A 14,314-nucleotide genomic window follows, 5' to 3' on the forward strand; every position below is an offset into this window, starting at 1 on the left:
ATGAACAAACAAGATTTTAATGAAGGACTTTTAGGGTTTTTGGATGCTTCTCCGACGCCTTTTCACGCAACGCAAAATATGGGCTTGATGTTTGAAAATGCTGGCTTTGAAAAGTTGGATGAGAAGAAAAAATGGGAGCTGCGTGAGGGCGGAAAGTATTATGTGACACGTAATGACTCTTCTGTTATTGCTTTTACCTACCCAGGCTCACGCAAGGATTACTTGATGGTGGGTGCACATAGCGATTCTCCAAATTTAAAACTCAAGCCAAATCCTGTCATAAAAGAGCATGGTGTTGTGAAGTTTGGCGTGGAGAGTTACGGAGGGCTGCTTTTAAATCCTTGGTTTGACAGAGACATCTCGCTTGCCGGCCGTGTGAGCTACCTTGATGAAAAAAATGAGATACAAAGTGCTTTGATTAATGTTGAAAAAAAAATAGCGATCATTCCATCTTTGGCGATTCACCTCGATGACAAGGCTAACAAAGAGCGAACGGTCAATAAGCAGACCGATATTTGCCCGATACTTTCAACAAATGAAGATTTTGATTTTGATGCGTTTATACGATGGCAGCTTGATAGGATCGGCATAAAAAATGCAAAAGAGATCTATGCGCATGAGCTTAGTTTCTATGATACGCAAAAAGCTTCCTATGTCGGACTGCGTGATGACTTTATAGCAAGTGCACGACTTGACAATCTACTTTCGTGTTATGTAGGAATGCTTTCTATTTGCAGTGTTGAAGCAGATACGCCGATGCTTTTCATTGCTTCAGATCATGAAGAGGTCGGTAGTGAAAGCACCAGTGGAGCAGGGGGCAGTTTTTTGGAAAATACACTGCGCCGTATGTTCGATGATTATGAGGAGTATGTGGAGATGGTGAGAAGTTCCATGATGGTAAGTGCCGACAATGCTCACGCAATACATCCAAACTATCCCTCCAAGCACGACAAAGAGCATGCACCACTTATGAATGATGGTGTCGTTGTGAAGATAAATGCAAATCAGCGTTATGCTACAAACAGTCAAACAACGGCAAAGTTTTTACAAAGAGCCGATTCACTTGGTCAGAAGGTGCAGAAGTTCGTGAATCGTTCAGATATGGGATGCGGTTCTACTATAGGCCCTATAACAGCTACAAGAATAGGCATTGATACCATCGATGTAGGTCTGCCGACTTTGGCAATGCACTCTATCCGTGAGCTTGCCGGTAGTGATGATGCCCATTCACTTTATAAAATACTGAGAGAATTTCATCTCTAAATGGCTGCGATCACCCCCGAAGAGCTGAACCTTTTAATAGAACAGACCTATAAGGTAGAAAATGAGTTTAATGAGCTTAAGGCTTCTTATGCCCATCTGCAGGATACTGTAGAAAAAGTTGTGGAGTTCCTGCCAAATGCTGTGTGGATCTTGCATAAAGAAGATGAAACCGTTTTTTTACAGAACTCTCACGCAAGAGATTTGTGGCAGCTGCTAAAGCTTCTTGAGTATAAAGAAGAAGATTATGAAATTAAGTTCAACGACCACTCTTTTCTCATTAAAAGTTCAGCCTATCAAGATAAACTGATGCTCTCAGCCATCGATATAACAGAACAAAAGAGAAAAGAGAATCTTGCGACCATGGGGCAGATGGCGGCACATCTTTCTCATGAGATACGTAATCCTATCGGTGCTATCTCTTTGATGAGCTCAACACTGAAAAAACGTGTTATTCCTGAAAATATACCGATTGTCGAAGAGATTCAAAGATCAGTACACAGAATAGAGCGTATCATAAAAGCAACGTTGATGTTTTCAAAAGGTGTAGAAGCTCATAAAAAAGAGTTTTTATGGAGTGAATTAAGAGAATCTCTCAATTTGTCGATAGATTACTATGGATATGCCAAAGAGATTACATTTATTTTTCCGGATGAAGATTTTAAGCTCAATGGTGATAAAGATCTCTTGGAGATGCTCTTTTCAAATTTCATTGCCAATGCCATCGATGCTATCGAAGCAGATGATAATGAAGAGGGTGTTGTTGAGATCCGTCATGAAAAAGAGGGAAAAAAGCATATCTTTTTCATCTATGACAGTGGTGTAGCCATAGAGAATGAAAAAGAGCTCTTTGAGGCCTTTAAAAGTACAAAGGTCAAAGGCAATGGGCTAGGGCTTGTACTCTCACGTCAGATAGCTGAAGCACACAATGGAACAGTTTCATTGTGTGACGGTTTAAAAAAATGTTTTAAAATTGTGATTGCATGAGAATGGAATAAGAACTGCTTATATTTATAAAATATAGTGAGGAGTTATTGTGTTGATGACACATGAAAACATAGTGAGATTAGTGGATCATATAAAGATTGATGAATCGACTGTGGTATGTCATTTTAAGTGTGAAGAGACAAATAAAAGCATTGTTTCTGCCGTACCGTTTGAGCCGTATGAGGGGAAGATTGTTCTCAGTTGGAAAGATATTCTCTTTCATCCTCTGAAATCTTACAACAGGTACTACCATACTCCAATCACTATTTACGGTAATGAGTCTCAAAATACCATAGTTCTGAAAGCTTTTAAACAGGTTTCAAACAATTTTATCTGGAATCAACAAAAACAAAAATATATATGCAATTAGAAGAGAGAATGAAAAAAGAAAAGATTTCCATACCGATGACAACATTGGACTTTTATAAGTATGAAATAGACGGCATAATCTATTATGAATTTGATGCCACGGAGTGTTCTCCACCTGAACCGATGGTAAATACTTTGAATGCCCTGCGCATGATAAAAAATGAGAATGAGAGACTTGTTGGATATTTTTTTCATGAGCCTGTACCTCTTTATGCAAAGATAGCTGATTCCTTTGTTCATGAAGCCAAAGAATTAGAAAATGGTGACTACAAAATAACATTTAAAAAAACGTGAAATCCTCAATAAATAAAATATATCTTTATCTAATTCTATTACTTTTTTAAGAAGTTTTTCTTAAATTATAATTCTTTTGTATCTCATGTATAAGTTACTTAAAAGACATCTATCACATCAATATCACATAAATTATAATTATATTACTAAATATACAGTAATATAAGTTTTTCTTACCTATTTAATCTTCACTTAAATAATAAAATGTGATACTAAATTTGTATTTTCAATAACAAGGGAGAAAGAGATTATGAAAAACAAGCTTTTAGTTTCTCTGGCTGCATCTGTTGCTTTTATGTCTGTAACTGCAACGACTGCTTTGGCTTATGACAAGAACCCTCCGTTCAAACTCAATAAGTTAAAAGCATATACGGAAGTAGATGCAAAAGGAAACAAAATAAACGGGTATGAGCCAAAGAATGACTACAATGTATTCATTAACTACGAGCTCGGTATGCACTGTGTTGGTTTTAGTATGGATTACTGTTGTGTGATTCCTCCATACAACTCTATTCAGGCACAGGCTGTTGCAAGCGGCGAAAGTGGAAAACTGCCAAAACTTTTAAGTCCGGATGATGACGTTAAACTTTATTACTACACAAAAGACAACTCTTACAGTGAAGGTAATAAGATGAAGTACTGGACTGTAAGAAAAGATGCTGACGGTGATGGTCACCTGGATTCAGCCGGTGATAATGTTGCAAACTATGTTTGGACACATCTCTTTATCTACAAAGACCTTGAAGGTACTATTCCTGCAGGTGTGACTGACAAAGACAGACTACGTGTTGGTCGTCAAGTTCCGGTAAGAATCGATGCGGGACCTTCTGGTATGCCTCTTTCCGGAGGATATATGACTTATGCGGGTAAAAACGGTGGTAATGTCGTTATGACAGATACGCTTGTTCCACCTGTTAAAAATGTTAAGCTTGTTTTAACGGCTTCACACTTATGGGATGCTCTCGGTCTTCCTTTGACAGCGTTTAATGATTCAACAAGAAAAGGAACAATCCGTTCCGTAACTGAAAAAGATTTTCAGCCGTTTCAGTACTCGACTGTAGAGATGCATGACAGAACAGGAAAAGGAATGAGAAACTCTGATGGAACTGATGTTTCCTATTTTGGTACCAACCCTGTTGATATTCCAAACTGTTACGCATGTCACTCAAGAAATGGTAAAGCAGCGCAAATGGCAAGAGATGAAGGCATAGGTTACTCAGATAAAGAGTACGCATACTGGAAAACATATCCGGATGAGTCTGAATATATGGCAAGACTTGCTGAAGCTTCAATCAATATTCTCTCTTTACATGATAAACATCATGGAACAAAGTTTTTAGCTGATTATAAAGACAATGCTTCTGGGAACAGACTTGGTAAAGTGGGTATGGTAAACTGTGCTGACTGTCATGGTGATAATGTCTCGGGTAACTTACAAGAACCTCGCCCGACGGCAACAGGATATAAAGCTGTTAAAGCGAAGCCTCTGTCTGAAGCGATTCACGGTTTTCACCTTGGAATGGTTCCAATGCCTGATGGTGCAGGACGTTCACAAGCATGTCAATCATGTCACCCGACACACTTCCAAAATCCTAATATGAATGATGATTCAAACCCATACCGTGTTACGGATAGATATGGAGAAGGAAGATTCTCTAAAGGTGATATCAGACTCTCTGGTGGTGGATGTTATGTAAGACGTGACGCTCACTCAAATCCAAATGCGAAACCGCCTTTCTTCTTGAATAACTATGGTAAATGGCAGTACAAAAATGTTTCAACGAAAGATGAGCATGGTAAACCGACAAAAGAGTTGCGTGGACTTTACTGTACAAACTGTCATACAAAAGTTGCTCAGGAATTCCAAAACTATGACAACATCACGCATGATTCTACACAAGAGGGCAAAACTTTAAGAAATAAATCACTTAAAGAGATGATCAAAGCTATTGCCGGTGGTGATGCGAAAAAATTTGCTGCGCTTGCTGATCCGAAAACAACGGGTGACAATGAAGTTATGAAGTACTATACTGAGCATAAATCAGCGACACTAGTAAAAAATGTCGGTAAAGACGGTAAACTTGATCTAAAACCTTGGAATCATCCAAAAGGTGGAGCCGTTCCTTATGCAGCAGCATCTGGTGGTGATGACTGGTGGTTGGCAGCTTCTGAACCGCATTGTGCAGATTGTCACGTAGCACCGTTTGTTGAGCAGGAGACTGGTGGAAAATATTTCCCAATCGATCTTCCAAATAAATATTCTCTGTATAGATACTCTAAAGGACACGGCAGCATCGCATGTCAAACATGTCACGAATCTACACATGGTCTTTACTCTACAAGGTATGACGGTAAAGAGCGTTCTGTTGACGTAACAACACACGAACAAGCACTTCAGTACTCTCCAGATGGAGAATATGCCGGTCCTGTTACTTGTGCCGCATGTCACACAGTAAATAAAAAAGGTGTGCCTTTACAACTTAAAGATACTGAGTATGCAAATGATTACTGGGCATCGGTTACGTTGGCTCACTTCATGAGAGAGGGCGATCAAAAACTTTCTATCAAAGAGTTGGTTGCTAAATACCCATACAAAAAATCTTCAAAAATCGTTAAAGACGGTTGGAAGTAATCTAACCATTCACTTTTCCCTTGCGGGAGGAGTGAAACTTTATTTTATTAAAAGTATATAACGGTATATTTTTACAAGAATAATCTTCAACTCAAATAATCACAATCAAGGAAAACAATATCATGAAACAGACTTTTGGAACTATTTTTACTTTTTTATTTCTTTTTGGTGCTTCAGCTCACGCAGAGCTTGTAAAAAGTTACTTCAAAACGGGTGAGTTAAAAGCGGAAACCCATTATGTAGACGGTACGAATACGAAGATCAAAGAGGGTATTAAGAACGGCATAGAAAAAACATACTATATGGAAGGTACTTTGGCATATAAAGTGAACTATATCAACGGCAAGCGTGACGGAGAGTTGGTCTGGTTTGACAAGCAAGGTCGCAAGATCGCGAAAATGTTTTACAAAAATGGAAAGCTTGATGGTGATGAGATAGCTTACTTTCCTCATAACGGTAAAATAAAGCATATTGTAAAGTATGTCAATGACATGAAAGAGGGCATGCAAAAAGAGTTCTATGATAATGGGCAGCTTGCCATGGAAGTACCGTATGTTCACAACAAAAAAGAGGGTATGCAAAAAGAGTATACATATGACGGTAAGCTTTATTCAGAAGTACTTTATAAAAATAACTATAAAGAGGGGTACCAGACCTGGTATGATGCAAAGGGAAATGTAACAAAAAAAGAACTCTTTAAAATGGACAGACCTGTTAATGTGATGAAAGAGATAGAAGCGAAAAAAGAGCAGCCTGGTATTGAGATAAAAGGTATCGATTTTTCCCCAAATAAACCTAAATAGACGAAAAAATCGTGTTATATACCTTTTATTAGCTAATATTGATTAAAATAATTTTTTTTACAAACTAAGGATATAAAGAATGAAACAACTCCTCTCTTTCATAGGCTCTATGAAAACAATGGCAGTTTTGATGTTGATTTTTGCATTTGCGATCGGTTATGCAACTATTGTCGAAAATGATTTTGGTACGATGACCGCAAAAGCAGAGATCTATAATGCCAGATGGTTCGAAGTACTTCTCGGACTTTTAGCTATTAATCTAATCTATAATATTTTTCACTATAAAATGTACACACTGAAAAAATTTCCTATCTTTCTTTTTCACCTTGCATTTCTTATTATCCTTGTTGGCGCGGCGATAACGAGATATGTCGGTTATGAAGGCTCGATGCATATTCGTGAAGGGATGACATCAAATACGATGCTCAGCTCTGATCCTTACGTTGTTATCAATGCACAGGATATGAAAAACAAAGCCGAGTATGATAAGATATTGTATCTCTCAAAAAGAGGGGACAACAGTTTTGAAAAGTCTCTCTCTTTAGATGGCAAAAAAGTCGATGTAAAATTGGCTGAGTACATTCCAAATGCAGTAGATGCTCTTGTTGCCGATAAAAACGGTAAAGCGATTGTACAACTTATGATAACCGGAGGTGGTGCAGGAAAACCTGTAGCACTTGAAGAAGGGAAGTATTATGATGCCGGAAACTTCGTACTTGATTTTAACTCAGGTTTGACATTTGACAAGCCTGTCATTGCACTCTTTTTAAAAGATGACAACCTGTTTATGAAACATCCTATGCAGCTTTCGTATCTTAAAATGGCAGATCGTTCTCAAGGCAGCCTCCCTGCAAACGATAATGAAGCGCTGCAGAAGCGAATTCTCTATTCAACGGAACTTGGCGGGTTTGTAGTTCGTAACTTCATGCCTCACGCAAGAAAGAAAATCGTAACCAATTCAAATGCACTTCTTCGAAATTCAGGTGTGGATGCATTGAAATTTATTGTTAATGTTGATGGAAAAAGTAAGGAGATTATGGTTTTTGGACAAAAAGGTCTTCCCGGCGCTGTCAGCCATACTGTAATAGATGGTATGAATGTCGCTGTTTCATATGGTTCAAAAGAGATCAAACTGCCGTTTAAGATCAAACTTCTTGATTTTCAACTCGATCGTTATCCCGGCTCTATGAGTCCGGCATCGTATGCAAGTGAAGTAGAACTCATTGATGAGAAAAATGGAGTCCATATGCCATACAGAATTTATATGAATCATATTTTAGATTATAAAAACTACAGATTTTTTCAGGCATCGTATGACAGAGATGAAAAAGGAACTGTACTCTCAGTCAATCATGATCCGGGAACGCTGCCTACATACATAGGATATGCTTTAATGGCTCTTGGTATGTTCTGGGTACTCTTCTCACGCAAGTATAGATTTGGAAAACTCTCTGCAAAAGCTAAAAAAGCGGCAGAGTGCAAGATCGTTCCGGCACTCCTTGTTGTAGGTATTCTTTTTGGTATGACACCTGCAAAAGCGGCTGAGATTGATCCGGCTATTAAGACAATTTTGGCTTTTGATAAAGATCACGCCGCAAAATTCGGTGAGCTTATCGTACAAGATACCCAAGGAAGAATGAAACCAATAGATACACTTTCCACTGAGATCTTGGCAAAACTGCACAGAAGTGCAACACTGAAAGTCGGCAATCAAAAACTAACGGCAAATCAAGTTATATTGGGCATGATGATTCGTCCTGATATCTATAAAGAGGTTAAGCTGATCCGTACTGGTGATCCAAAAATAAACTTGGCTATCGGTGCGAAAAAAGAGGCAAAATATGTCTCTTTTTCACAATTTTTCCAAGACTCTGTCAATATGCGCGGCTATAAAATTGCAACACTTGTAGATGAAGCGGCACGTAAAGCGCCAAAAGACAGAAACAAGCTCGATAAAAAAGCTTTGGAAGTAGATGAGAGAGTCAATGTTGTCTATATGGTCTTTACCGGATCATTGCTAAGAATCTGGCCGAAGCCAAATGATGTCAACAATAAATGGTATGCAACGATCGATGCACTGGGAAAATTTCCAAAAGAAGAGTCTTTAAAGGTACGTGCACTTGCGCTATCATATTTTACAGATATTGATGCAGCGCTTCAATTAGGCGACTGGGCTAAATGTGACACTGATCTGAAAAAAATAGCAGAGTATCAGAAGTTTTACGGAGCTGCTGTTTATCCTCCTGCTGGAAAAATCAAAGCAGAGATCTTTTATAACCACTCCAATGTCTTTGAGATATTGTGGCCGCTTTATTTTGTAGTAGGTTTTGTGCTTTTGGTGCTTAGTTTCATCAAAATCATCAAACCAAGATTTAAAATGGATGCAGTTACAAAGATCTCTTTAGGACTTTTGGCACTCTTCTTCATAGCTCATACAGCAGGTCTTGCACTTCGTTGGTATATTTCAGGGCATGCTCCGTGGTCGAATGGTTTTGAATCTATGACTTACATTGCGTGGGCAACTGTTCTAGCAGGATTTATCTTCTCAAAACAGTCACCGATCACTTTGGCATCGACTTCCATTTTGGCAGGGCTCATTCTTTTCGTTGCGCATCTTAGCTGGATGAATCCGCAGATAACAAATCTTGTGCCGGTACTTAATTCTTACTGGTTGAGTATTCACGTCTCGATGATTACGGCTTCGTATGGTTTCTTGGGACTTGGCGCACTGCTTGGATTTATCACGCTGCTGCTTTACATCTTTGGAAACGGTGCAAATCGTGAGCAGATAGCACTCTCTATCAAAGAGCTCAATGCCATCAATGAGATGAGTATGCTCATCGGGCTTGTTATGCTTACTGTCGGAAACTTTCTCGGCGGTGTCTGGGCAAATGAGTCATGGGGACGTTACTGGGGATGGGATCCAAAAGAGACATGGGCGCTTGTGACTATTCTTGTCTATTCAGTAGTTGTTCACTTGCGATTTATCAAGTCTGTCTACAACCAGTTTAACTATGCAGTGATCTCATTGCTTGCGTTCACGTCGGTACTGATGACATACTTCGGAGTGAACTACTATTTAGCCGGTATGCACTCTTATGCAAAAGGTGATCCTGTGCCGATTCCGGATTTTGTTCCTGTGTCTTATGCAGTTGTTTTTGTCATCATTATTCTTGCTTTTAGAAACAGAAAGATTGCATAAGGAAAGGGTGTGGCATTTTCAGGTTTTTCTAAAAAAACACTCCCTTTTTTAAAAAAGATCGCCCAGAATAACAACAAAGAGTGGTTTAGCACACATAAAAAAGAGTATGAAGAGCTCATACTCGAGCCAAGCCGTGATTTTGTCGTTGAGATGGGTGAACATCTTCAAGCTCTCGAGCCGACTATTCACGCAGAACCAAAGATCAATAAATCACTTTACAGAATCTACAGAGACTCACGTCGTCCCAATGCCATTGCCATGCCGATAAAAGAACGCATAGGAGTAATCTTTTGGCAGGGAAACGGCAAGCGAATGCAGAGCTCTTCATTTTATCTCCATTTTTCACCCGAGGAACTCTATGTGGCCGTCGGTGTGCGGTGGTTTGAAAAACCGATGCTCGATGCTTTTCGAGAGGCCATTAAAAACGATGAAAAACGTCAGGAACTTTGGAATATTTTAACCAAGATAAAGAGCATGGGCAAAGACTACACACATCTTGAAAAAGGTTATAAACGCTATCCAAAAGGTTTCAGTGCCGATATGCCTCACGCAGAGCTGAGCCTTTATAAAGGTATGGCAACGTACAAAACAGTTGATGCCCACATTATTGAAGACGGCGAATTACTTATAGATACCTTGTATGAAATTTATGAAGATATGCTACCATTACAACAATTTATGTATGACGTGAGTCTGCGTGTTAAACAAGAAGGTTAAACAGTGGCAAAAGAAGCAGTAATTCTCCTCAATATGGGTGGACCGAACAATCTCGAAGAGGTTGAAATCTTTTTAAAGAATATGTTCGCAGATAAGAACATACTTACCATGAAAAGTGGACTGCTTCGCAAGTTTGTAGGGAGTATGATCGTCTTTACAAGGACAGAAAGTTCACAGGAAATCTATAGAGAACTCGGCGGCAAGTCTCCCATAGTAGGGCATACAAAAAAACTGGTTGCTGCACTGCAGAATCGTTTGGGTGAGAATGTCATCGTTGATTTTGCAATGCGTTATACACCTCCTTTTGCCTGTGAGGTTATAGAACGTTTGAATCAAGAAGATGTCGATAAGATTTATCTCATTCCTCTCTATCCGCAATACTCCACAACAACGACAAAATCTTCGTTAGAGGATTTTGAAGAGTGCTATCATGATAAAGGCGCTAATGCACTGCTTGTCGAGATAAAACATTTCTTTGAAAATGAAAAATACAATCAGGCTGTTGTAGAACGGATAAAAGAGAGTGTTGGCAAAGATGATTACAAAGATTTTGACATTATCTTCTCAGCACACGGACTGCCGAAGAAGATAGTAGATGCCGGTGATGTCTATGAAAAACATGTGAATCGCCATGTCGATATTTTAAAAGAGATGATGCAGTGTGAGGGGATGGATTTTCATGAAGTTCATCTTGCTTACCAATCCAAAGTAGGGCGTATGGAGTGGTTGACACCATCGCTTGAAGATAAACTTGCAAGTGTCCGCAATCGTGGTGTTGTCATTTTCCCTGTCGCTTTTACCATTGACAACTCAGAGACCGATTTTGAGCTTGATGTTGAGTATAGAGAGATAGCCAAAGAGATGGGATTTAAAGAGTACAGAGTGGCAAAATGTCCAAATGACAGCGCTCTTTTTGTTGATGCGCTTGTCGAGATATATGACAAGATGAAATAATGCAGAAAATTGTCATTTTCGATATGGACGGCACACTGATAGATTCAAAAAAAGATATGACAATATCGGTGAATTATGTGCGTGAGCATAATCATAATCTTCCACCGCTTTCAGAGAAGTTCATTGTTGATGCCATCAATATGCACGAGCGAAATCTTGCCAAACTTTTCTACGGTACCGAACTCTATGAAAGAAGAGATAAAAAGCTCTTTGAAAAGCATTATAAAGAGCAGTGTATAGAACATCCTTATCTTTATGACGGTGTGGCTGATATGTTGGTGACTTTAAAAGAAAACGGTGTCAAAATGTCGGTCGCTACCAATGCACCGACACTTTTTGCACAGACGATGCTGGAACATCTTAGCGTAGATAAACTTTTTGATCTCATCATCGGTGCTGACAAGGTGAAGGCATCCAAACCCAATCCTGATATGATTCATGCTATTTTAGAGTACTATCAATATGAATCTGAAACAGACAGAGCATGGATGGTCGGTGACAATTCCAAAGATATTGAAAGTGCCAAAAATTCAGGTATTGAAGCCATCTTTGCTGCGTGGGGATTTTCAGCAAACGGGACACATACTGTCGTTATCAAAGATCCAAAAGAGATATTAGATATAGTTTTATAAAAAAATATGATAGAATGTTGTCATGTTTGATACAGACTTATTGATTGCTCTTGGTTTTATGGCTCTTTTATTCCTAAGACATGTGGCAATACTCAAAAAACCAAATAAGATTAATTATGCTCCTTTAGTAATCGCTATAGGGGTACTTGCAAGTTTGATCCACCTTATTATTCACCCTAATCCATCTGATATTGTTCTACTTATGCGTGAATCGTTGATGCCTTTGGTCGTTGCAATGATTCTATACATTGTGATGAATATACTCAATCAGACAAAAGAGTCTTACTCTGCTAAGCTGCATGAAGAGTTCACGCAGGCTCTTTCAAGAGAGGTTAGTGAGTTGAAAAAATTCATTCTCGATCTTGAGTCACGTATGACAGAATACTCCCAAGAAGATCGCAAGACACAACTGGAAATTCAAGAGAAGTTTAAAACAGATGTCAAAGCCCTTGAAGCCATACAGGCAAACCAGATGGAATTTGCAAAGAAATTCGATACCATCGGAGAGTGGCATGAAAGTGTCAATAAATCTTTTGCATACTTCAGTGAAGTGCAGCTGCCTGAACTTGACAATGTTGTTCACAAGCATATTGATATACTTAGAGTCGCTGAACAGGATCATTACAATAAGCTCACGCAGCTTCTTGAGAAAGTGGGTGAAAGCAGATATGACATAGCTGAAGAGATAGAGAACTTAAAAAGCAGTCTGGAGTCGATGAAAACACTCTCCGATACTATTGCAAAAACGATAGTTGATAAAACACTCTCAAAACTCTCAGCTCTCATGCAAGAGTTCGAATCAAAAATGCTCACGTTGAAACTTCACGCAGAAGGTGTTGAAACTTCTTTGTATGAAGATGAAAGCACATTGACAAACATCCGAACGCAAAGTGAGATGATTATGAAGCAGATCGTTTTGTCTGCACAGGGTATGGAAGAGTTTCAGGAGTACAATAATATAGTGACAAAGACACAAAACAGTCTGCGTGAGATAGTACAAGAGATAGAGAATATAAAAACTGACTATATCAAATCCCAAGCGCAACTTGGTGAGATTGTCCATGATTTTCAAAGAGAAAGAGCCAAAGAAGCCGAAGGTGAAATGGTTTTTATAAAAAAACTTCAGGATATAGAAGAAAAACTCGAAGCACTTGGCGAACACTACAAAACATCAACTGCCGATATGACAGAACATGTGCAACTGCTTGCAAAAAAAGCACAGCTTCAAAAAGGTTATGGTGAATGAAAATACGAGTCTATTACGAAGACCTCTTTTTTCTCTAAAATAACGAAAAAAACCCTATTTTAGGGTTGTCTATATTTCTTCTTTTTTTATAAATTGCTACTTTAAGCGAAAAAATAGTCACGATTTTGGTCACGCATATATGGTTCAATTTTAGCTTGGATAGTAGTGTAATCTGTCTTATTTTTTTAGCCTAATACTAAACAATGCGCTAACTTAAGAGTTGTCATAGTTATCTGAGTTATCTGTACCTTTTGTTATTATGATTGCAAGTGTTTTTTGACATAATGAAAAAAAGCACTATAGCTCATATGCGCTTCTTCTGGCAAGGAGTGATTTATAATCTTCCATGCTGACTTAATAGAGATTCCAATATTTAATAAATATTTTATTTCAGATTTATATTGCTCAAATTTGCTATTTTTTGCCATTGGGCTTTCCTTTTAGTATTTATCTCTATTCATAATTTAAAAAATATGAATAGAGATAAATACAAAAGAAGGAAGAATTATGCAAAATAATCAAAATCCATACTCAAACAACAGTCCCTATACGGTAAACAATCCCTATCAAAGTTCAGATAACAGCGTAGATAAACAAATGCAGGCTCAACGGCGATTAGACCAAGAACGAAAACAACAGCAATATAAGTTTTAGTGTGAACTAGCACTTGATAGTATTACACATGAGTTTTTAAGTGCCGAGCATAATCAACTTAACAGTTGGAACCTAAATGCAGGAGATAAAGCAGCAGTTATCCGTTATTATAAGAGATATTGGGATAATCAATTTGTCTCATTATCCATTGTAGTTATGGTGATAACTACTATCTTGTCATTTTATACGCCTCTTGCATTCATTGGCATATTTGTAGTATTTATGCTTCGTGAATTTTATGCACAGCGTGTTTTTTTAACATATATGCTTAATGATCACGAATTAAGTCGTAAGCAAATTACCGAGATCAAAGATAAAATCTTCTATAAGCAACTAAAAACAACTACCACTATAATATTTACTCTATTTCTGATGGCTATAAGTTTTGTATCGTATTATTATTCAACAACGATATTTATAGAGCCAGCGAAATATCAAAAAGTGATAGAAATCCTTTCAAAACTCAGTCCATTTCACCCAGAAAATGAACTATTTGCATACACAAATATTATGGCTATTTTTGCCTTGTTGCTTTTGAAAACTTACGAAAAATGGAGTAAATGA

Annotated in this window: 14 protein-coding genes; 13 read left to right on the plus strand and 1 reads right to left on the minus strand. The window is 38.2% G+C overall.

Translation table 11 applies throughout. The annotated features are described in order from the left end of the window. The 11 genes from FM071_RS04255 to FM071_RS04305 all read left to right on the plus strand — a co-directional run bounded on the left by FM071_RS04255 (nucleotide 1) and on the right by FM071_RS04305 (nucleotide 13,096). Nucleotides 1-1,263: a M18 family aminopeptidase gene (locus tag FM071_RS04255; protein ID WP_193111774.1), complete on the plus strand. Its 1,263-nt coding sequence runs from the start codon at nucleotides 1-3 to the stop codon at nucleotides 1,261-1,263. Next, nucleotides 1,264-2,247, plus strand: a complete 984-nt coding sequence (locus FM071_RS04260) for a sensor histidine kinase (protein ID WP_193111775.1) — start codon at nucleotides 1,264-1,266, stop codon at nucleotides 2,245-2,247. A gap of 55 nt (nucleotides 2,248-2,302) precedes the next feature. Continuing rightward, nucleotides 2,303-2,617, plus strand: a complete 315-nt coding sequence (locus tag FM071_RS04265) for a hypothetical protein (RefSeq protein ID WP_226960582.1) — start codon at nucleotides 2,303-2,305, stop codon at nucleotides 2,615-2,617. Next, complete coding sequence (locus tag FM071_RS04270) at nucleotides 2,608-2,910, plus strand: DUF2249 domain-containing protein (protein ID WP_226960583.1); 303 nt, start codon at nucleotides 2,608-2,610, stop codon at nucleotides 2,908-2,910. Before FM071_RS04265 ends, FM071_RS04270 begins: the two co-directional genes overlap by 10 nt. A 250-nt stretch (nucleotides 2,911-3,160) precedes the next feature. Continuing rightward, nucleotides 3,161-5,542, plus strand: coding sequence for a hypothetical protein (locus tag FM071_RS04275; protein ID WP_193111776.1), 2,382 nt, complete (start codon nucleotides 3,161-3,163; stop codon nucleotides 5,540-5,542). A gap of 122 nt (nucleotides 5,543-5,664) precedes the next feature. Next, on the plus strand, nucleotides 5,665-6,345 hold the full coding sequence (locus FM071_RS04280; protein WP_193111777.1) for a toxin-antitoxin system YwqK family antitoxin: 681 nt from the start codon (nucleotides 5,665-5,667) through the stop codon (nucleotides 6,343-6,345). 79 nt (nucleotides 6,346-6,424) lie between these two features. Further along, nucleotides 6,425-9,547 carry a cytochrome c biogenesis protein CcsA gene (locus FM071_RS04285; protein ID WP_193111778.1) on the plus strand — a complete coding sequence of 1,041 codons (3,123 nt, stop codon included), beginning with the start codon at nucleotides 6,425-6,427 and terminating at the stop codon, nucleotides 9,545-9,547. A 9-nt stretch (nucleotides 9,548-9,556) separates the two neighbouring features. Further along, nucleotides 9,557-10,264: a DUF2461 domain-containing protein gene (locus FM071_RS04290; protein ID WP_193111779.1), complete on the plus strand. Its 708-nt coding sequence runs from the start codon at nucleotides 9,557-9,559 to the stop codon at nucleotides 10,262-10,264. A gap of 3 nt (nucleotides 10,265-10,267) precedes the next feature. After that, a complete protein-coding gene (gene hemH, locus FM071_RS04295; RefSeq protein WP_193111780.1) occupies nucleotides 10,268-11,218 on the plus strand; it encodes a ferrochelatase in 951 nt (316 codons plus the stop codon). Next, nucleotides 11,218-11,850 carry an HAD family hydrolase gene (locus tag FM071_RS04300; RefSeq protein WP_193111781.1) on the plus strand — a complete coding sequence of 211 codons (633 nt, stop codon included), beginning with the start codon at nucleotides 11,218-11,220 and terminating at the stop codon, nucleotides 11,848-11,850. Before hemH ends, FM071_RS04300 begins: the two co-directional genes overlap by 1 nt. A 22-nt stretch (nucleotides 11,851-11,872) precedes the next feature. Further along, a complete protein-coding gene (locus FM071_RS04305) occupies nucleotides 11,873-13,096 on the plus strand; it encodes a hypothetical protein (RefSeq protein WP_193111782.1) in 1,224 nt (407 codons plus the stop codon). Between the two features lie 257 nt (nucleotides 13,097-13,353). On the opposite strand, the gene FM071_RS04310 is transcribed toward FM071_RS04305, so the two are convergent. Then, entirely contained in the window at nucleotides 13,354-13,524 is a 171-nt protein-coding gene (locus FM071_RS04310) for a hypothetical protein (RefSeq protein WP_193111783.1), read from the minus strand. Between the two features lie 79 nt (nucleotides 13,525-13,603). Between FM071_RS04310 and FM071_RS04315 the strand changes: the two genes are divergently transcribed. Continuing rightward, complete coding sequence (locus tag FM071_RS04315; protein ID WP_193111784.1) at nucleotides 13,604-13,750, plus strand: hypothetical protein; 147 nt, start codon at nucleotides 13,604-13,606, stop codon at nucleotides 13,748-13,750. A gap of 222 nt (nucleotides 13,751-13,972) precedes the next feature. Beyond that, nucleotides 13,973-14,314, plus strand: a complete 342-nt coding sequence (locus FM071_RS04320) for a hypothetical protein (protein WP_193111785.1) — start codon at nucleotides 13,973-13,975, stop codon at nucleotides 14,312-14,314.

The sequence above is a fragment of the Sulfurimonas paralvinellae genome (genome assembly GCF_014905135.1).
In the GTDB taxonomy this organism is placed as follows: Bacteria; Campylobacterota; Campylobacteria; order Campylobacterales; family Sulfurimonadaceae; genus Sulfurimonas; species Sulfurimonas paralvinellae.